Source organism: Macrococcus hajekii, from assembly GCF_004359505.1.
GTDB classification, from domain to species: Bacteria; Bacillota; Bacilli; order Staphylococcales; family Staphylococcaceae; genus Macrococcus; species Macrococcus hajekii.
The window spans coordinates 108,798-128,713 of record NZ_SCWE01000002.1 but is presented as its reverse complement, the minus strand read 5'-3'; the positions used below and the strand labels follow the sequence as shown (position 1 = coordinate 128,713).

General features: G+C 35.8%; 19 protein-coding genes and 2 pseudogenes. 17 read left to right on the top strand and 4 right to left on the bottom strand.

The genetic code is table 11. The features are described from left to right. Window positions 1–147: 147 nt before the first annotated feature. The 11 genes from ERX37_RS06270 to ERX37_RS06220 all read left to right on the top strand — a co-directional run bounded on the left by ERX37_RS06270 (window position 148) and on the right by ERX37_RS06220 (window position 12,762). Complete coding sequence (locus tag ERX37_RS06270; RefSeq protein WP_165981988.1) at window positions 148–2,904, top strand: SpaA isopeptide-forming pilin-related protein; 2,757 nt, start codon at window positions 148–150, stop codon at window positions 2,902–2,904. Window positions 2,905–2,923: 19 nt separating this feature from the next. Next, the gene (locus tag ERX37_RS06265; RefSeq protein ID WP_133429827.1) at window positions 2,924–4,327 is read left to right on the top strand and encodes a SpaH/EbpB family LPXTG-anchored major pilin; all 1,404 of its coding nucleotides are present in this window, start codon (window positions 2,924–2,926) and stop codon (window positions 4,325–4,327) included. A gap of 64 nt (window positions 4,328–4,391) precedes the next feature. Beyond that, window positions 4,392–5,273, top strand: coding sequence for a class C sortase (locus tag ERX37_RS06260; protein ID WP_133429826.1), 882 nt, complete (start codon window positions 4,392–4,394; stop codon window positions 5,271–5,273). After that, a complete protein-coding gene (locus ERX37_RS06255) occupies window positions 5,260–6,090 on the top strand; it encodes a class C sortase (protein ID WP_133429825.1) in 831 nt (276 codons plus the stop codon). The genes ERX37_RS06260 and ERX37_RS06255 overlap by 14 nt, the downstream gene beginning before the upstream one ends. Before the next feature lie 600 nt (window positions 6,091–6,690). After that, window positions 6,691–6,780 carry a 30S ribosomal protein S9 gene (rpsI, locus tag ERX37_RS11780; protein ID WP_133429824.1) on the top strand — a complete coding sequence of 30 codons (90 nt, stop codon included), beginning with the start codon at window positions 6,691–6,693 and terminating at the stop codon, window positions 6,778–6,780. 378 nt (window positions 6,781–7,158) lie between these two features. Further along, the gene (locus ERX37_RS06245) at window positions 7,159–7,500 is read left to right on the top strand and encodes a hypothetical protein (RefSeq protein ID WP_133429823.1); all 342 of its coding nucleotides are present in this window, start codon (window positions 7,159–7,161) and stop codon (window positions 7,498–7,500) included. Window position 7,501: 1 nt separating this feature from the next. Further along, entirely contained in the window at window positions 7,502–7,825 is a 324-nt protein-coding gene (locus tag ERX37_RS06240; protein WP_133429822.1) for a hypothetical protein, read from the top strand. 182 nt (window positions 7,826–8,007) lie between these two features. Further along, the gene (locus ERX37_RS06235) at window positions 8,008–8,580 is read left to right on the top strand and encodes a recombinase family protein (protein ID WP_133429821.1); all 573 of its coding nucleotides are present in this window, start codon (window positions 8,008–8,010) and stop codon (window positions 8,578–8,580) included. 256 nt (window positions 8,581–8,836) lie between these two features. Next, on the top strand, window positions 8,837–9,910 hold the full coding sequence (locus ERX37_RS06230; protein WP_133429820.1) for an IS30 family transposase: 1,074 nt from the start codon (window positions 8,837–8,839) through the stop codon (window positions 9,908–9,910). Between the two features lie 166 nt (window positions 9,911–10,076). Then, window positions 10,077–11,810: an ATP-binding protein gene (locus tag ERX37_RS06225; RefSeq protein WP_133429819.1), complete on the top strand. Its 1,734-nt coding sequence runs from the start codon at window positions 10,077–10,079 to the stop codon at window positions 11,808–11,810. Window positions 11,811–11,829: 19 nt separating this feature from the next. Beyond that, complete coding sequence (locus ERX37_RS06220; RefSeq protein ID WP_133429818.1) at window positions 11,830–12,762, top strand: DNA adenine methylase; 933 nt, start codon at window positions 11,830–11,832, stop codon at window positions 12,760–12,762. An 81-nt stretch (window positions 12,763–12,843) separates the two neighbouring features. Here ERX37_RS06220 and ERX37_RS06215 read toward each other — a convergent pair whose 3' ends face one another. Continuing rightward, a complete protein-coding gene (locus tag ERX37_RS06215; RefSeq protein ID WP_133429817.1) occupies window positions 12,844–13,032 on the bottom strand; it encodes a type I toxin-antitoxin system Fst family toxin in 189 nt (62 codons plus the stop codon). Between the two features lie 316 nt (window positions 13,033–13,348). Here ERX37_RS06215 and rpsI (ERX37_RS11775) point away from each other — a divergent pair, with 316 nt between their 5' ends. Beyond that, the gene (gene rpsI / locus ERX37_RS11775; RefSeq protein ID WP_133430116.1) at window positions 13,349–13,414 is read left to right on the top strand and encodes a 30S ribosomal protein S9; all 66 of its coding nucleotides are present in this window, start codon (window positions 13,349–13,351) and stop codon (window positions 13,412–13,414) included. Between the two features lie 272 nt (window positions 13,415–13,686). Here the strand turns inward: rpsI (ERX37_RS11775) and ERX37_RS06205 are convergent, their stop codons facing one another. After that, entirely contained in the window at window positions 13,687–14,313 is a 627-nt protein-coding gene (locus ERX37_RS06205; protein WP_133429816.1) for an NAD(P)H-binding protein, read from the bottom strand. 228 nt (window positions 14,314–14,541) lie between these two features. Here ERX37_RS06205 and ERX37_RS06200 point away from each other — a divergent pair, with 228 nt between their 5' ends. Beyond that, window positions 14,542–15,165, top strand: coding sequence for a YczE/YyaS/YitT family protein (locus tag ERX37_RS06200; RefSeq protein ID WP_133429815.1), 624 nt, complete (start codon window positions 14,542–14,544; stop codon window positions 15,163–15,165). 201 nt (window positions 15,166–15,366) lie between these two features. Here the strand turns inward: ERX37_RS06200 and ERX37_RS06195 are convergent, their stop codons facing one another. Together ERX37_RS06195 and ERX37_RS06190 are read right to left on the bottom strand one after the other, a co-directional pair. Further along, window positions 15,367–16,266 carry a CobW family GTP-binding protein gene (locus ERX37_RS06195; RefSeq protein WP_165981987.1) on the bottom strand — a complete coding sequence of 300 codons (900 nt, stop codon included), beginning with the start codon at window positions 16,264–16,266 and terminating at the stop codon, window positions 15,367–15,369. Between the two features lie 114 nt (window positions 16,267–16,380). Next, a pseudogene (locus ERX37_RS06190) lies at window positions 16,381–16,485 on the bottom strand (DUF1304 family protein); the annotation flags it as partial. Window positions 16,486–16,651: 166 nt separating this feature from the next. Here ERX37_RS06190 and ERX37_RS06185 point away from each other — a divergent pair. The 4 genes and pseudogenes from ERX37_RS06185 to ERX37_RS06170 form a co-directional block, all read left to right on the top strand. Further along, complete coding sequence (locus tag ERX37_RS06185) at window positions 16,652–17,224, top strand: helix-turn-helix domain-containing protein (protein WP_133429813.1); 573 nt, start codon at window positions 16,652–16,654, stop codon at window positions 17,222–17,224. Between the two features lie 139 nt (window positions 17,225–17,363). Next, the gene (locus tag ERX37_RS06180) at window positions 17,364–18,281 is read left to right on the top strand and encodes an ABC transporter ATP-binding protein (RefSeq protein ID WP_133429812.1); all 918 of its coding nucleotides are present in this window, start codon (window positions 17,364–17,366) and stop codon (window positions 18,279–18,281) included. Next, window positions 18,274–19,263, top strand: coding sequence for an ABC transporter permease subunit (locus ERX37_RS06175; protein ID WP_133429811.1), 990 nt, complete (start codon window positions 18,274–18,276; stop codon window positions 19,261–19,263). Before ERX37_RS06180 ends, ERX37_RS06175 begins: the two co-directional genes overlap by 8 nt. A 321-nt stretch (window positions 19,264–19,584) precedes the next feature. Then, window positions 19,585–19,782 (top strand): annotated as a pseudogene (locus ERX37_RS06170) (carboxymuconolactone decarboxylase family protein); the annotation flags it as partial. Window positions 19,783–19,916 lie beyond the last annotated feature (134 nt).

Here is a 19,916-nt window from a genome sequence, read left to right as displayed (position 1 = left end):
TAGTTGTTTAGTTTAATTTTACTATCGACGAAATATAAATGATATTAATAAATGTTTATTTTAATTTTACACAGGATGATGTATAATATCTTAGTGATTCCAAACAGAAACTATGATTGGTATAATTCCATATTTTTAAGGAGGTGTTTGAATATCAGAAAGTTATTTTATCTGCTTTTTGTATTTTTATATCTAAATACGTTTATCATTAATCCTCTATCATCAGCGAGTCAATTGACGCAGTCTTCTTCTAACCCTAATCTTTTAGAGGTGACCGGCCCAAGTGATGAAGCTTCACAAATGAACTGGCAGATTAAGATAAATCCAGAAAATCAGCTATTCGACGATCAGAAAGTCACTCTCCACATAGAGGGAACCCATAAATTTGTCACTAATGAGATTGTGACAGCTTTCAAATCAAAAGGAATAGATGTAGTGACCATCCAAGATGGAATATCCTATCAGCTTTTAATACCAAAAGAGTTGCCAGCAACCGTCCTGACTGTTTCAACATATGTCGATTCCAATACTCAGTCGAATTACAAAATGTTTCTATCAGGAACAATGCAGGGCTCATTAATTTCAGCACAAGATGTGGTTTATCCTACAACTAGTGTCCAGGGGACCCTAAGTTTCGAGAATCTTCCACCTAATCAGGAACAGCCATCAGTAACTGTGAATCTAACTGATGAACTGACAGGTCAGGTAATAAGTTCTCAGATTATTCCTCCAGTTACTACTGCCTATACATTTGATAATGTGAGACTGTTCAATGATTCCGGACAAAAAATCAATTACTCAGTTCAGATTGTGCCGATAGCAAATTTTACAGCTTCTATTCAATCATACGATATACTACTCACTTTCAAATCAACAGAAGTACAAGGTATCATCAGCAATCCTAACCATCAGACAGTGAATCTTAAGATCATTGATTCGAGTTCTAATGAGATTATCGCTATGAAACAAATCAGTGATGATGGTCATTATGAAGTAACTGATTTACCACTTGAAGATAACCAAGGTAACAAAATCATCTACAAGATTGAAGCAGATGAAGTTCCAGGATACGATATCAAAATTAATGGATTCGATATAAACGTAAATCCTATCGAAAAGTTATCTTCTGAAACGCCAACATCCGAGCAAGCTTCTACAGAAGGCATCACGACTGAGACTCCGACATCCGAGCAAGCTTCTACAGAAGGCATCACGACTGAGACTCCGACATCCGAGCAAGCTTCCACAGAAAGCGTCACAATCGAGAATCCAACATTCGAGCAAGTTTCAACAGAAGGCATTACAACCGAGACCCCAACATCCGAGCAAGCTTCCACAGAAAGCGTCACAATCGAGAATCCAACATCCGAGCAAGTTTCAACAGAAGGCATTACAACCGAGACCCCAACATCCGAGCAAGCTTCTACAGAAGGTGTCACGACTGAGACTCCGACAGTTACGGCTCCATCTGTCCAGACATCCATGCCTTTTACATTCACTCCGACATTTTCATCGTTACAATTTAGAGCATTAGCCGCGACTCCAACTAGTACGTATGGGTCCTCCAAATCTACTGCTGTTGTCAATATTGCGACAGGTTCAGGGACTATGACGCTGCTTGGTCAGATGAACAGCACACAGACAGCGATTAACTGGACGCTGACTTTATCATATGGAACACTTGCTTCTAAGACGGTCTGGTTCAATGATATTACTACGAGCACAGGCATATCCATGCCAAGCTCAGTAGATTATACGGTAACCAATGGCGGTACGACTACTCGATCCGGCCAGCTGCCAGTCACAACATCAGGAGGGACATCCTCCATATTTCTGGATTATGTGAAAAATAATGACTTAGTGACTGTCGTGATTACAACACCTATTACGACACCTGATCTAAATAGTTACACACTTACAGTCGGAAAACTGACTTATGATGAACTAGGTATCAAGTATGATAGAAATGGTATCTCTAATACAGTCACAAAAAAAACGGCAGGACCCACTGTGAATATGGTGACTTCTGCTGATACAGTGGTGACAGGTACAGCAGAACCAGGTGCTACAGTCACAGTACGTAACAGTTCCGGTGTAGTATTGGGGAATGCAGTAGCGGATAGTTCAGGGAATTACAGCGTTAAAATAGCAGCTCAACCGAAAGATACTGTTCTATCCGTTACAGCCCAGAGCCCCAATAAACTAATCAGCGATTCTGTACCGATTAAAGTAGTCGGGTTATTCAACTTCACTGTCAAAAAAATCAATGAATCTGGTACAGGACTGTCAGGCTCCACTTTCAACTTAAAGTCCAGTAATGGTGCCATCATCACAAAGACATCAGATGCTAACGGCTTAGTACAGTTTACCAGTCTAGCCCCTGGGAGTTATACACTGAACGAAACTGCAGCACCTGCTGGCTACCTGAAGGATACATTGACACACACTATACTCATCGATAATACCGGCGTTATAAAAGTGGATAATACTACTGTATCCAGTGCCTACAACTTCGTGAACAAGGCTGCTTCCAGCATCATTGTTAATACGTATGACGCTAACACGAATGTGCCTCTTAGTGGCGTAACATATCAGCTCTATGATTCAACAAATAAGCTGATAGGCATTCAAACATCTGACAGTGCAGGGAATATCACATTCAGTGACCTCCCCCTCGGAACTTATACACTTAAACAGACAAATACACGCTCAGGTTATCGGTTCGACAGCGCTTCTAAAACAATCACATTAAGTAGCAGTACACCTGTCACCGTCAAAAGTCCGCAATATACCAATGTACTTCCTAATACAGGGGGCGAAGGGACATTATCCTTCACAATGATTGGCATCATATTGGTGATTGTTGCATTTATATTAAAAAAATCCAAGCCATACGCTAATTAATAAACAGGAGGCATCATACATGTCGAAATTTACCAAGTATTTCTCTTTATTTCTTATTCTCAGTTTACTCATCAGTCTCTTTTCCCCATTTACAGCACATGCAGCAAGCCCAAGTACAAATGTAACGATTCACAAAATTACTGGTGATACTGCTAGAACGGCGACATACGATGAATTGACAAATACGACACCGCCAGCAGGTGATCCGATCTCTAATATCTCTTTCACTTACTGGAAAGTAACAGAAGACCAGTTTAATACAATGATTGCAAACTCAGGCAGCTATGAGACAGCTGCCCAGGTCTCAGCTTATGTCGGCAGTGCAGCAACAGGAACTACCGGTAATACAGCGGCAGATGGTACTGTACAAGTGGCAGGCTTAGCAGAAGGCTATTACTGGTTTATCGAAAACCCGTCAACTGCAGTCGCTACTTCAGCAGCAGTTCCGTTCGGCCTTGCCTTACCTATCACAAATCAAGCAGGAACTGGGTATATCACTGATTTACACGTCTATCCAAAGAACACACTTGAAGAAGTCCCGACCATCGATAAAGATATCGCAACTGATAATAATAAATTAAGCACCTTTGATATCGGACAGTCCTTCAACTGGATCATTCAACCAACGACACCTAAAGGTATCGATGAATACGCAAACTACACAGTAACCGACACACTGAATGCAGTAATTGATTTTGATAACACGAAACAGATCACTGCAACTATCGGCGGCACAACATTGACAGCAGGTACTGATTTCAATGCCACTTATGATGCAGGTACACGCCTAGTGACAGTTAAATTCACATCAACTGGACTTAAAAATATTGCAGCAGCCGGTCCGGATGCTCAGCTGAACATTCTCGTTCCAACAGTCATCAACAATCAGGCAGTAATGGGCCAGAAGATTCCTAACACTGCAACTTTAACTTATGACAACAATCATGGTCTTGTAGGAAGTGCAACAGTTGCTGATGCTGATATCCCTGCCGTTCAGACTGGCGGAAAAAAGTTCGTGAAGACAGATGGAACAACAAACTTATCAGGGGCACAATTCGTGGTTAAAAAAGGTGACCAGTATCTGATTCAAGATCCAGCGACTCTTGTAGTCACTTGGGGTACAAGAGATGCTGCTACCGTATTCACGTCCGATACTTCTGGTAACTTCGAAGTGAAAGGTCTTGCCTTCGGTGACTATCAACTGGAGGAAATCCAAGCTCCAACAGGCTATACGATTCCTACTAATCCTTTAACTGGTTTTACGGTCAATGAAAATTCCTATACCTTGGATTCTTTACAAATTCTGAATAAAAAATCTATTCTTCCGAATACCGGCGGGATGGGGACAATTCTCTTTACTGTAGTCGGTCTGATGTTAATGACATTAGCTATTATCCTTTACAGAAGAAAAAAACAGGCTTAATCTAAAAAGTTAGAGGCAGAGACAGTATGTTGTCCTGCCTTTTTTATTGTTGAAAGGAGCTTTCATGGATACTATCGAATCAAACAAAAAGAAAAACAGGCGATCTAATATCACTTTCCTACTTGTCTTTCTGATGGGCATTCTCATTTTATTCTATCCATTTATAACGGCAGTATACTACGATTATCAGTCCAGCAATGACGTCAATAATTTTGATAAGGAATTAGAAACATTGTCAGACCGGGAGATTGATATTCGAATCAATAAAGCAAAAGCTTATAACACTACATTGACAAACGGTGAAATGTTGACAGATGTCTTCTCAGAGAAACAGAAGGAAGAAGGAAAAGCACTATATGCTAAGATGCTGGAAGTACATGAGAAAATTGGACATATAGAAATTCCGAGCATACATCAGGATCTGCCATTGTTCGCTGGAACTAGTGAACGAATTCTGCAACAGGGACTCGGTCATCTAGAACGGACTTCCCTGCCCGTAGGTGGAAAGTCCACTCATACAGTGATAACCGGACATCGTGGCCTTCCGGATAAAAAATTGTTTACAGATTTAGATAAAGTCGAAAAAGGCGACATGGTCTATGTTCATAATATTAAAGAAATATTGGCTTACAAGATAGATTCCATTGATGTTATCGAACCAAATGACTTCCGAAAACTTAAGATTCGTCCAGGAAAAGATGAACTAACACTCCTTACCTGTACACCTTATATGATTAACTCACATCGGCTAATTGTTACAGGGCATCGCGTACCCTATACGCCCGAAGTAAAAAAACAACATGAAGCTACTAAAGATCCATGGTGGTTCAAATTTCTAAATGTCTACAAAAACTACCTCATTGGTATTCTCATTGCCCTGGTTATTTACTTACTATACCGTTACTGCATAAGCAGAAGAAAAAGGATTCAGAATGAAAAAGAGTAGCATTATACTCCTCTTTATAATAGGACTGGCTATCTGTATCTATCCCCTTGGGACAAAAGTCTACTATAACTACAGTATGAGCGTGGAGTCTGAAAAAACTGATCAGTCATTCGAATCTCTTTCTCCCGATAAGCAACTAAAATATCAAACGTTTGAAAACTACAATAAAAGAGAGAATCAACAGTCAAAAATCATATCACCAGCTGTTGAAAACAAAAAAGATGAGAGTGAAGAAAATCTGACGAAGCATGCTGATATAATAGCGACCATCAGGATACCAGCTCTAAGACTACATTATCCAGTATATACTGAAGCAACACCTGAAAACCTGAATAGAGGCGTCTCACGGGTCATTGGGACCAGTTACCCATTAGGAGGCAATAATACAAATAGTGTATTGGCAGCCCACTCATATTCACCAACACATGAGTGGTTCACACACATTGATCGACTGAAGAACGGTGATCAGATTATCATTAGTAATTATAAAGAGAAGCTATATTATCGTGTTTTTAATCGCAAAATTGTAACACCGGATCAAGTAGAATCATTGGCAGTCATAAAAAATCGAGATATTTTGACACTGATGACATGTACACCCGATGGTAGCAGAAGATTATTAATCTATTCTGAAAGAATGCCTTTTCAAAAAAAACAGGAAACAGTTGACGAAAAACGGACAGTTACTCCAAGAGAATTTTCATTACTAGAAAAACTTAAAGTATTATCAGATTCATGGGTAATTTTAGTCCTAATTATAGGACTGATATGGATTTTCTTGTGGCAAGTCACAACTGAAGAAAAAAATAATTTCTAGTAGGTTCTAATCTTAATTAATCATTCTTTAAGATATCACTTTTGCCTATAACAGGGATTAAGTAAAAGCAAATGGCATATCGATTTTAGTCGATATGCCATTTGCTTTTTATTGGTACTTTTCTGAAATTACAGAAGGGACAACAAAAAAGGAAGGTGTGAACATGACAACTCATTATATGTGAAATGAAATCAAGTGTCGTCTGTAGCTTACTAGATAACTCTTATTGAACGGTATATCCAAATTCAATAACAATGATTTGTTCATAATTTCATCGTCATATTTAATTTCATTCTCAAAATAAGTTATAGGTGAACTTTTAGATCCTAATATAATTACTACATAAAAAATTAAAACCTTTAAAACACCTTAGTTTCAGAATCTATAGAACAATCCACTAGTGCAATGTAAAATCCTGCAGAAGTATAAGACTAATTTAAATGGAGATAGAAGATAACTTAAAGTGCTGCCGACTAGCAGATTTTAGTTTGAAAATGTTACCCTTTAAGTACCCTTTGAGTACCCTTTGTTGAAATTATATGATTTTCACTGATACTTATTTTTTGATAAATCCTTTAGTATCAAGGTTTACGACACTTCATGACTATTGCTCAAACATCAAAATTTTTTGAACGTAAAAAACCAGGTCTTAAAGGCGCTCGTCGTTCACCACAGTTCTCAAAACGTTAATATCGTTGTTACATCAACGTTTAAAGCACTCTTTGGATTATTCCAAAGAGTGCTTTTTTTGTGTTTTTATTTATGTATTCAATTACCTTTTAGTTACCCCTAGGAGAACTATTTTGTGTGAAGCCTGCTTAAAATTCAATGATATGAAACTGTTTGAAACCATATGAAATGACCCGGTTTTTCTCAGGAATTCATACATTAGTAAACATATTTTCTCATAATAATATTTGGTAGTTTCATTTGCACTCAATAAATCACATGCATCTTTTTATTCACATTGTAAAAAATATCATGTAGATGTAAGAGATTACTTGAATTATTTCATTACTTTCTTTATGATCATTTCAACTAATTAGAAATTTATTCTAAATATTTCGAATGATTATTAAGGCAGACTATAATTATGGAAAGAAATATTATAAAACTTATAGGCATTATGATAAAGGGACATTTAAATCAAGAGCTCAAAATGCAAAGTATCATTATAAGAAGCATGGAGTAAAAGGAAGATATTCTGTTAAGAGATATACTCAAAGAGCTAGGACTACATTTAAAGCTAATAAAAGACGAGGTAATCTTGAAAAAGTGAGATTAAGTAATGGTAAGAAGGGTTATAGAGTCAGAGGGAAAAATGGAGGATATTATACGAAGAGAGGTAAAATAGTTAGTTACCATAATAATAAATATAGAAAGGAAAAATCAAAAAGAAGAAGGAGATAATATGAGATATTTTGTTACTGAGGAATGGGAAGGTCCCGGTCCAGTAGTTACCTTCAAGTTCAAAAATAATCAGTTATCTAATGAATATTATTTATATGTTGATTACACTGAAGCTATCCAAGATATTTTTCTAAAATATAATCGAAAGTTCTTTGTAGCTGGAGTGAGTCATTATTCTAATGGAATGATTAAGAAAATATTAAAAGATTTATATATGTATAAATATCCGACTTCTATTGAAAAAATATTAATCGAGTTGCAGATAATATTGAAATATAATTTATCCTTAGCAAAAGATATAGAACTAGTGATTGAAGGAGTATAAATCATAATGTAATAAATCAATTTAAAGTGTACAGAAAGTCTCCATTTTCTGTACACTCTTTTTTTATATACAATTCAGTCAGATTTGATCCAAATTTATGTACAATAACCCGTCTCTTAATCTATGTTTGATAACCAATTATAAATTAAGATATAATACATTTAAAGGAGAGATGAGACAGGATGAAAATTGGATATGCACGAGTATCTACTGGATTACAGAATTTGGATTTACAGAATGATAGTCTTGAAAATTATGGATGTGAGAAAATCTTCACTGATAAAATGAGTGGGGCAAAAAGTCAGCGACCTGGACTTGATCAGGCGATTGAATTTGCTCGGAAAGGGGATACTGTTATTGTCTGGAGATTAGACCGACTCGGAAGAAATATGGAGGATCTCATTTCAATCGTCAATGCCTTAAATGATAGAGGTGTCAGTTTCCATAGTATCCAGGAAAATATCACGATGGATCGGTCAAGTTCAACGGGTCAGCTAATGTTTCATTTGTTTGCAGCCTTTGCAGAGTTTGAACGTAACCTTATACTGGAGAGATCAGCTGCAGGAAGAGTGGCTGCTCGAGCAAGGGGCCGTCTTGGGGGCCGCCCTGAGAAGTTTAATGAAAGTGATGTTCAACTTCTCAGGACTTTAGTTGATAACGGAACGTCTATTAAGACTATTGCAGAGAAGTGGAATGTATCAAGATCTACCATCTATCGATACCTAGAAAAAGAAGAAAATCGTTCTAAATCATAAAAATAGCTTGAGTTTCTTCTATTATAATAGCTAGCTATTCATACACATGATACTTAATCTTATTTTCTTAGTTTTATAGTATGAAATTCACTTATAAAGACTTTTAAATTCTTATTATATAAATCTATTGGTAAGTTATACAATCAAGTTAGCCACCTAAGGTGGAAGATACATTAATTGTTTATAAAAAAATACGCCATGACGAATTCATGTTAATATTGTAGTTCTCACACCGACAATAAAGGAATGAATTCGTATGGCGCATATCAATGGTAACACGAAAACCGTTAAGGGCAAACACCTTTCTAGAGATGAACGAATCATCATACAGACGCTGATTAATGAAGGGTATTCAAATAGACAAATAGCCGGAAAGCTCGGTAGAGCGCCACAGACCATCAATAATGAGATAAAGCGTGGGACTTACACACAAAAGAGCCAGCAGATACAGAATAATAAGACTTACACCTACTACAAATGCATCTATTCACCTGATCTTGTTCAGGATAGATACTTTGAAAATCGTATCAAGTCAGGACGTCGCCCTATTCCTATCACAGGAAATCCCTTTGTTGAATGGGCCGATCATCTGATGATACATCAGGAAATGTCTCCGGCTTCCGTTATTATGCTTGCTAAGAAAGCTAAGCTTTTTCCAGAAAGATTCATACCCTGCATAAAGACACTCTATAACTGGATTGACAGAAAACTGATAAAGACGCGTAATATCAATCTTCTGATGAAGTTAAAGCTTAAGAATAAGAAGCCGACAGGCTTTACTCGTATTAATAAAAAAGTACTGGGTCAGTCTGTCGAACTACGTCCTCATGCAGTGGATACACGCACGACCTTCGGACATTGGGAGATAGATACCGTTGTCGGCCAGAAGTCTGGGGAGGATCAGGTTCTCCTCACGATGGTTGAGAGAAAAAGCCGGTATGAACTTATCTTAAAGATTGATGGTAAACAAAGCTGCCATGTAGTCAACGCACTACGTCATCTGATAAAGGAAACAGGAGATGCTTTCCCTAAAATATTCAAGTCCATTACATCAGATAACGGACCTGAATTCAGCGATCTTTCTGAATGCCTCAAAGGATTATCTGAAGTCTACTTCACTCACCCCTATGCCTCTTGGGAGAGAGGGACGAAAGAAAATCAGCACAGATTTATTAGCCGGTATATTCCTAAAGGTATCCCCATTTCAACTGTAACAACTTCTACCGTCCATAAAATCCAGGAATGGATGAACAGATATCCACGCAAGATACTAAATGGACAGTCAGCGATGGAAGTGTTTTTGAAGGAACTAATTAAAGAGAACTACTAAGTGAATCCCTAGGATTCTATATGAACTAGATTTGTCAGGGTGGCTAACTTGTAATTGCAATTTAGATATATTTTTGAAAGTTTCATTACTTTCAAAAACATGTAATATTACCTTATATAACATGTTATAATTTTTTAAAGAAAATAATACAAGGGGATAAGGGATTATGGCAGGAAGTAATAAAATTAGTATAACATCTATAGAAATTAATGATTTTAGAATTATAGAAAACGCCCACATCAAACCTGGTCAATTAATTAATGTTATCACCGGGAAAAACGGTACCGGCAAGTCAACAATATTGGGAATGATTGCCCAAGGCTTTTCTTTTAATAATCAGGTTATTGATATTGAGGAGTTTGAATGTGTAAAGAATTTAAGCAAGGATGAAATAAGTAAATTAAAAGCTAAACCTAATAAAACACAATTAGAAAAAGAAAAAATACAAATGTATAATAGTTTACTAACATTATTTGGACAAAATTTCGAATCAAAATCAAATGAACATTTTAAAATGTCAGATCTTGATAAAAGAGGAGTTAAGCATTGTAAAATAGAGTTATCTAATGGTGTTGCATTTGACATAGAGTCAACAAATCATGATAGAAAACTTCCTAGGTTAGTAACTAGGAGGGAAAATAGTATTTCTTCTAATTATGTTTTTCCTGTTATATATTTGGGTTTGGGAAGAGTGAGCCCTTTAATTCAATCAAATAAAAATAATGATATAGAGTTAGATTTGTCACAAGAAGAGAAAGTTATGATTCACAATTTATATGAATCGATCTTGCTTAAACGGTATGACAATAATCTTAAAAGTATTAATACTGATTTAAAAAATAAAAATACAGCTGCTTTTATAGAAGAAGACAAAACTATTCAAATGATATCTTCAGGAGAAGATAATATTGGTCAAATTCTATTCGCATTGTTCTCATTCAGGAAACTTAAGAATGCTCTTGGTGACAATTATAAAGGCGGTATTTTGATTATTGATGAGATTGATGCAACTCTATATGCAGCAGCACAAAATAAATTACTAGATGTACTAATAAATAAGGCTAGAGAATTCAAAATTCAAATTTTTTTTACTACACACTCTTTGAGTCTATTAGAATATATATATTCTTTAAAGTTAGAAAGTAAGTATAGACCAAATTCAATAAAAATCATATCAACGTTTCTAAATGATTCAAAAAAATTAGAAGTAAAAGTAGATCCTCAATTAAAGGATTTAATGAATGAATTTTTAATAATCAATAAAGAAAAATTGCTGATAGATAAAATAAATTTATATGTTGAAGATGCTGAGGCTGAATATATATTTAAAAAATTGATAAGAGGAGAAAAATATAACAACAAACCAATATCAAGCTTGGTTAATTTTCAAAAGGTTAAATTATCATGTACGAATTATCAAACACTGTACAAGGCAAATATAAATGAATTTAAATATAATTCGATTGTCTGCTTGGATTCAGATATACCTTTCGATATAAGTAAGATGAAAAATTTTGTTTCTCTCCCTGGTAAAAAAGAAAATCCTGAAGAATTTGTCTTTAATATACTTAAAGATGAAAACAGTGAATTCTGGAAAGAAAATAAAGATTATACATATCAAATGTTTATGCATAATAGTTATTATAACGTAATTCAGTCTATAAGAAATGGAAGCTATAATGAAGAACACAAAAATGTTAGTGGTGGACCACATTACAATAAACCTCCTAGAGTGGTTTGGAAAGAATGGTTCAGAATTGAAAAGGATAATTGGAAAAAGTCAGATCCAATTCTATATTGGGCTAAAAATAATGTAGAAGAAAAGCAAATATTTATAACTAAATTAAAAGAAGTATTAAAATATACAATGAAAAACAACAAGATAATAATTGAAGAATAAATCTAAGAAAGGAGGCAATATGAATAATTATAGTCCATTAAGATACCCGGGTGGAAAAGTAAAAACGTATGGCTTTATTAAGAGTTTGATAGAATTAAATGGATGTAATCATTACATTGAACCATATGCCGGTGGAGCAGGAGTAGCAATAAAGTTACTTTTAAATAATGATGTAAAGAAAATCACGATTAATGACTATGACAAATCAATCTACGCGTTTTGGTATTGTGTATTTAATAATACAGACAGTTTCATAAAGTTAATTGAAGAAACACCTGTAACAATAGATGAATGGTATAAACAAAAAGAGGTACAAAAGAAAAAACTTGACAGTGAATTAGATCTTTTGCAATTAGGATTTTCAACTTTATTTTTAAATAGAACTAATAGATCGGGAATTATTAAAGCTGGGGTAATCGGAGGGAAAAAACAAGATGGAAATTACTTAATAGATTGTCGTTTCAATAAAGAATCTATAATAGACAAAATATATAAAATATCAAAGTATTCGTCAAGTGTAGTATTAACTAATAAAGATGCTAAAGATTTTATTAATCAAAATATAATGAAAACTAAAAATTCATTTACCTTTTTTGATCCTCCTTACTATCAAAAAGGTCCTAGTCTTTATACAAACTTTTATATCCATGAGAATCATTTAGAGCTGTCCAATCTGATAAAAACTAAAATGAAAAAACGCTTGTGGATTCTTACTTATGATATTTCACCAAATATATTTCAAATGTATGGAGAAGAATATAGGAGTATAAAGTATAATTTAAATTATTCTATAGCAAAACCTTCTATGGGGGAAGAATATATGTTCTTCAGCCAAGAACTGAATTTAAGAGAAAGTGATATTTTTAATTATTTAAATGTGATTGATAATCAAAAAATAAAGAATGAATTTAAAATTCATGAATTAGAAAAAATTAATATTAATATGGTATAAATAAAGTTTTGATTCATAACTTCAAATAAAAAGATACGATGTGTAGAATGTGACTAGCTCTGAAATTCTAAGTTAAGTATATTAAACTTTTTTAACTAAAGTACCAATTATAGCTACACCCCCCTTTTCTGTCCTTCTAGAAATGGGGTTTTTAGTGAGTTTTGGCACCCACTTATTTTGCTCGTCTTTACTATTTAGCCAATAAGTAAAGTAAGCAACTGTGCAACTACTAATAATTGTACAGATTGTACCAACGAAGTAATCAACCACAAGTAACACCTCCTTCCGTTAAATTATTCATCTAACGGAAAGTAGATGACTCATAGATTATATCACAAAATAATTTTAATATTTAGTTTACATAAGATGTATTATAAGAAGGCTATTTATATACTATGAAGTTGTAATAATATTAAAAAAAGAGTTATAATTAAATACATTAATATTACTGCCGACCAGCAGATTATTAACTACCTTTTAACTACCCTTTTGTGAAATTGAGTGATTTTTAATGATATCCTGATTTTTATAAATCCTTTAATATCAAGGCTTAAGACACTATAGGGCTACACCTGAAACTTCATGAATTTCTGAACGTAAAAAACCAGGTCTTAAAGGCGCTCGTCGTTCACCACAGTTCTCAAAACGTTAATATCGTTATTATATCAACGTTTACAGCACTTCTCGAAATTATTCGGGGAGTGCTTTTTTTAAAAAAAGTATTATTTACTTATTTTCAAGTCTTTCCAAAAATACACTTAAATATTTATTATTTTACTAATGAAATTTATAAATTATCCTGCACAAAGAAAAAATTGTCATTCTATATGTAGCAATTCTTGTAATCCAAGAAATGAATAAATAACGCTTTCCACAACAAAAACACGCCCATTGATCTTCTGATCAACAGGCGTGTTTCTTCTTTTATGCATCTTTAAATAATGAAGTGATGTCTTTATCACCATTACTGATTGTCACGACTTTACCGATCGTATTATCTTGTTCAGCGAGTTCTGCTAGGGCAAGTCCTACGTCTGGTATTGCAACGGATTGTTCTGTTGCATGATCACCTTTACCGTTACCTTCCTCTTCCTCTAAGGCAACTGCCTGCAAGATGGTCCAGTCCAGTTTCGTGCTGTCCATTAAGTATTTATCTGCTAAGTACTTAGCCTGGTAATATTCTTTTAAGTCACTATATGGTTTCTCTTCCCATGCATCTGGGTTGAGTGATTCATATGCACTCAGCATGATATAGCGTTTGATATTATTTTTCTCTGCTGCAAGCATCGTTTTCACTGCACCGAATGCATCAATCTGCAGTAAGTCTTTGCCTCGTGAGCCTGCAACGAAGTAGATGAGGTCTACTTTACCGATTGATTCTGCTGCTTCTGCAACGGACTGTGTTAAGTCCAGCTTAGCTGTATGGAAACCATCTGTTTCAATTTTCTCTGGAGAACGGCTGCCTACTGTGACGTTATGATTCTTGTCACTGAGTGATTTCGCCAGTTCTAATCCTACTCGTCCGCTGCCACCTACGATAAATATATCCATGATATCAACATCCTTTCTGAGTTACTATTATTGTAGTATGCCTGGAAATAGCTTTCAAATATTTGAATTCTATCATGCTGCTGGTGAGCTATTGACTAAGCATTATTTCTTTAAAAGGCTGTCATTAGTGTTAAGATGTCCATATGCCATTTTGTATAAGGATTTAAAATGATGATATTTTTGTCACTTATCAAGATGCTTTAATTAAGAGTAAGGTAGGCTTCATTTATGTATAGAGGACATTATAAAGTACGTTGGTTATTTTTTGTAACAGGTTTAACGATTATGGGCGCAGGTATTGCGATGATGCTGAGGGGCAGTCAGTTCGGTCTCAGTAGCTGGGATGTTTTCCATTATGGATTGTGGAAGAACTTAGGTCTGTCTATCGGAATGTGGAGTATCATCATTGGTCTTATTATTATCTTTATCACATTCCTATTGAACCGAGAGTGGCCGAAAATAGGTGTCTATGTTAACATGCTGACACTCGGTATATTTATAGATGTATTCAATCACATACTGCCGGAAGTACATGGAACGTTTATGCAGCTAGTAGTGTATATTATAGGCGTTACTATACTGACCTTTGGGATTGCGTTATATATCACACCTCAGTTAGGAGCAGGACCTCGTGATTCCTTTATGATGCTGCTTGTTGAACGCACACCGATGGATCTGAAAACCGCACGAACATTTATGGAAGTGGTCGTGATGGTGGCAGGTTACCTGTTAGGAGGACCTGTCTCTGTAGGAACTATTATCGTAACCTTTGCGATGGGACCTTTAATCCAGCTCTGGCTACCCCATACGAGACAATTGCTTAATCGTTATGCGGCAGAAGTGGATATTTAATAGATGTATCGAACTCTTCAGCAGAAGCTGGAGGGTTTTTGTATAGAAATAATAAAAATTCATATAAAAAAAGGGCGCTGGGAGTCGCCCTTTTTTTGTCGCATGAAAAAGAGTAATGTTAGCATATATATTAATGCGTAATCATTACGTTTTATATTTTAACAAAATTTTTTTGAACTGTAAAGAACTCATTGTGAACTATTACTGCATGTGTTCGATTTCATCTTTGATACTTTCTTTATCCATTTGTTCACCGATAATGACGAGGTAAGGTGGAATTTTGATGGGGATTTCCCGTGTTTCTATAGTCCCATTTGTATATTGCACAAGATATAGAGTATCCGGTTTTTCTGTGAAGGATAGAATGCCCTTAATCCGGAAGATGGAGGATGGCAATTGTTCGAGCCACTCTGCGAACTGCTCGGCATCAAGTGGTCGACCTAGTTTACAGCTGATTGATTTGATACCGCTATGAGAACGTCTGCTGGTCGTTTCGTAATCCGATGATACTGAATTTTTAAAGAGCACATTAATATCATCCAGCTGACAGTATTGTGTTTCTATTATTTGATTGGTAGATGCAATCTGTCTGACGTCTGAAATAACTTTCTCCAGCTCGTCGCCTAACTGGTCGCTTTTATTGATCAGTAGAGTCGAGCAGTATTTGATCTGTTCAATCAGCAGCTGTTTAATATCTGCTGTTAGGATGCTGAATCGTTGAATCAGAGTGCCATCTATAACACCGATCAATGCTTTAATGGTGGTGAAGGGTGCAAGTACTGGTGACAGGCAAGCGTCCAGTATTTCAACTGGATGCGCGACACCGCTGCTTTCTATAATAATGCAGTCAGGTTGATGTAGCAGATAGAGTTGATGCAGCTGTATCTCAACGTCTACTTTCAAGTCGCAGCAGATGCAGCCATTAAGCAACTTTTTAAGTGGAACATCGTCATCTACGAGTAGATGGTCGACAGAATACTGTCCAAATTCATTCATCAGCACATATGTTTTTAATCCTTGTGACTGCTGATATTGTAGAAGTTGCTGGAGAAGCGTTGTTTTACCTGAACCAAGAAATCCGCCTAATATAATAATATCCAAATGAACACCTCTATAAATCGTAATGTTACGATTTAAAATATAACATAGTTCGACGCTGCCCACAAAGCAGGATACAAAATAAAAAAGACAAACCCGATGTGAGTCTGTCTGCTCCTAAGTCAGCAATAATACGATAAGCGCGAGTATGGCAGGGCCGCCTTGTTTGATGATGATTGAACGGCTGGATGTCATACTGCCGTATATAGCAGCACATATTATGATTACAAATTTGATGCACTGATCATTGTCTGGGAAATGTAAGGAAAAATACGCATATTAATAACTATAAATCATTTTATAGTCATTAAAAGCTCTAATTATAAAGACATTGGATGGCGTTACCTGTTTTTTCAAGTTATTGTCGTAAGTGAAGGAGCTGTTGAAGATGAACATAGGAAATCAAATCAAGTATTTCAGGAAAGAGCTTAATCTCTCTCAAGTTGAGTTAGCTGAAAAGATTTATGTATCTAGTCAGACGATATCAAATTGGGAGAATGAGAGAAGTTATCCTGACTTGCAGAACTTGATTGCTCTGAGTATTCTGTTCAACGTTTCTTTAGACGAACTTGTTAAAGGAGATGTCGTAGAAATGAAAAATGTTGTGGACAAGAACAAGATGGATTTGTATGGAAATATGATGTTAGGGTTTATGGTGATGGCTGCTATATCCGTCGGTATAATAATCAAATATACTGATGGATTCCTTGGTTTTATGATACCTTTAGTCCTGTGGGCTATAAGCATGTATTATGCCATTAAAATTGAAAGATTGAAGAAAAAACATGATGTTCAGACGTATCGTGAGATTTTAGAGTTTATGGAAAATGGTCATAAAATAAATAAGATTCCCAGAGATAAGAAGAAATATTTATTAGAAAAAGTTCTGATAGTTACCGTATTCACAGCAATTGTAACGGTTATAATGTTAATAAGTGTTTTAATGTTCCAAGCCTTTTAAGGGTATCTAAAGAAGCTGATCATTTACTGATTCGCTTCTTTTAATTTTCCTGTTTACCTTAAAGTTTCCTTAAATTACTAGTAATTGGGTTACAAATATTTCCGATTTTGTGTACAGTGAAGAAAAAGGAGGTTATGTTTTGGAAGAGAATATTAGTCTTTCCGTTTCTCATTTAAAGAAGGATATTGGTAAGCGTACTATTATCAATGATGTTAATTTCGCAGTCCGTAAGGGCGAGGTGTTTGGCTTTCTGGGACCGAATGGTGCTGGTAAAACAACGACCATTAGAATGATTGTCGGGCTGACATCTCCGACTGCTGGTGATATTACTATATTAGGCCACCCGATTACGACAGAGCGTGCCCAGGCGATGGAACATGTCGGTGCGATTGTTGAGAATCCTGAATTATATCCTTTTTTATCGGGTCTTGAAAATCTGAAGCAGTTTGCCCGTATGCAGAAGGCTGTCAGTCGTGAGGATATTGATCGTGTCGTGAAGTTGGTGGGACTTGAACATAGTATTAAAGATAAGGTGAAGAAGTATTCGCTAGGTATGCGTCAACGTCTTGGTCTTGCTCAGGCGCTTTTGCATAATCCTTCTATTTTAATTCTGGATGAACCGACAAATGGTCTTGATCCTCAGGGGATAAGAGAGATTCGCGATTATATCCGTAAGCTGGCACGCGAGGAAGGTCTGTCTGTTATCGTGTCCAGTCACTTGTTAAGTGAGATGGAGATGATGTGTGATCGTATTGGTATCATTCAGCATGGTCAGATGATCAGTATAGAGGATGTCCACCAGACTAGCACAGCAAATGATGTGGTGACACATCGTTTTGATGTTTATCCTGTAGATGCAGCGGAACATTATTTTTCATCTCTCGGCATTCAATCTATGCAGGAGAATGGTCTTGTCGTCCAAGTGAAACAGAAGGATGTGCCTGAGCTTGTCAGAGGACTCGTCAAGGCAGATGTAGATGTTTATAGCATTGTTATGAACAAGGAAACATTGGAAGAACGATTCCTGAAAATGACCGGAGGTGAACAGCATGTTTAATCTGATAAAAAATGAATGGATTAAGTTTTTTATGCGACCGGCCACTTGGGTGATGCTTGCTATCATTGTACTGATGTTCATGTTAGGTCTCGCATTGAATCAATTTACCACGGGTGAATCAGAGGAAAATAAATCTTACGGTAAAGACTGGAAGACAGAGGTCAAAGCAGATATTAAAGAATTAAGTGATAAAGTAGCTGAAATTAGTAAAAAAGATCCGAGTAAAATGTCTTTTGACGAAGCGATCACTCAAGCAAACAGCGAACAGGAATTATCGAGACTGAGTTTTTATCTTGAAAAAAATGTTCAGCCCCCTGCGAAGGAGAACTTATATAGTTATTTGCTTGAGACTTCACCTCTTATTAATTTAGTTGCGTTAATGGTGATCGTTATTGCAGGTAGCATGATGAGTCGTGAGCATCAGCAAGGGACGATTAAACTGCTGATGATTCGACCTGCTTCAAGAATTAAAATCTTCTTCTCTAAATATATATTCGTACTATTGACTTCGTTTATCTTTGTTGCTTTCACATACGGGGTCGCCGCGATAATCGGTCTTGTTACAAGGGAACATAACCCTACATCTAAACTAGCAGTATCAGATGCAGAGACTGGGGGTTATAAGATGGTTGAATTCTGGCCGTATTTAGGCAAGATTATGATGAATGACTTAATCATGGTGATCATCTTAGCAACGATTGCCTACGTGCTATCAGTACTACTCAGAAATACAGCAGCTGCACAAGGTATTGCACTTGGACTGTTATTCCTTGGTTCATTAGCAGTCAATTTTATCAGTTCAAAAACAGAACTTGTTAAATATCTCTGGCCGGCTAACTGGTCAATGAATCAATATATTGCCGGTATGCCACCTGTAAAAAATATGACATACGAGTTTTCATTTGGTTATAATATCATTGCACTTATTGTTATTGTGGCACTCGCAGCATATATCTTTAATAAACGGGATATCGCTAGTTAAACCACTGCTCTCTATACGGATAATATCGTATAGAGAGCTTTTTATATAAAATTAAACTGTCCTTAAATTATGAGGGAAAATAATTAAGGGTAACAATCCCTAGGTTGAGTGTGCCGTCGTTGATATCCTGTCTTACTTTTTCAGAATCATCCTGTGAGATTTTAATTTTTATATCAGGATAGAGCTGATTAAAGCCTTTCTTTAAATCATATTGATGTAATGATAAGTCATCCAGTGAGTCCAGAATTCGCTGACCTTCAGCGAGTACAACTTCTCAGGCATCTGTTAATTGAATTTTTTTGGCGGTTCTATCTTTAAGCATCACATCGGGTTACATTAGGAACAGAGCCACAGCTTGAACTGCACACAAATGTGGGACTAAACATCGGACTGAAACCAGAAGGAATCGTAGGCGCGGTCATACACCTTATCCCATACGCAGGATTCCCACGTGTTCTAAATGCGTTAAGAGTAGTGAAAAGAGTATTTGATGAGCGAAAAGTGTCAGTAGAGAAATAGATGAATTTGAAACCGCCTGAAAATGGCGATTTTTTTGTGGGAAAAAATAAATATTCGGATCACAGCAAATATGTGCAGATATTAATAGGGTGAAAAGTAAAAATTGTATATAATTGAAAGTAACAAAGAGGTGG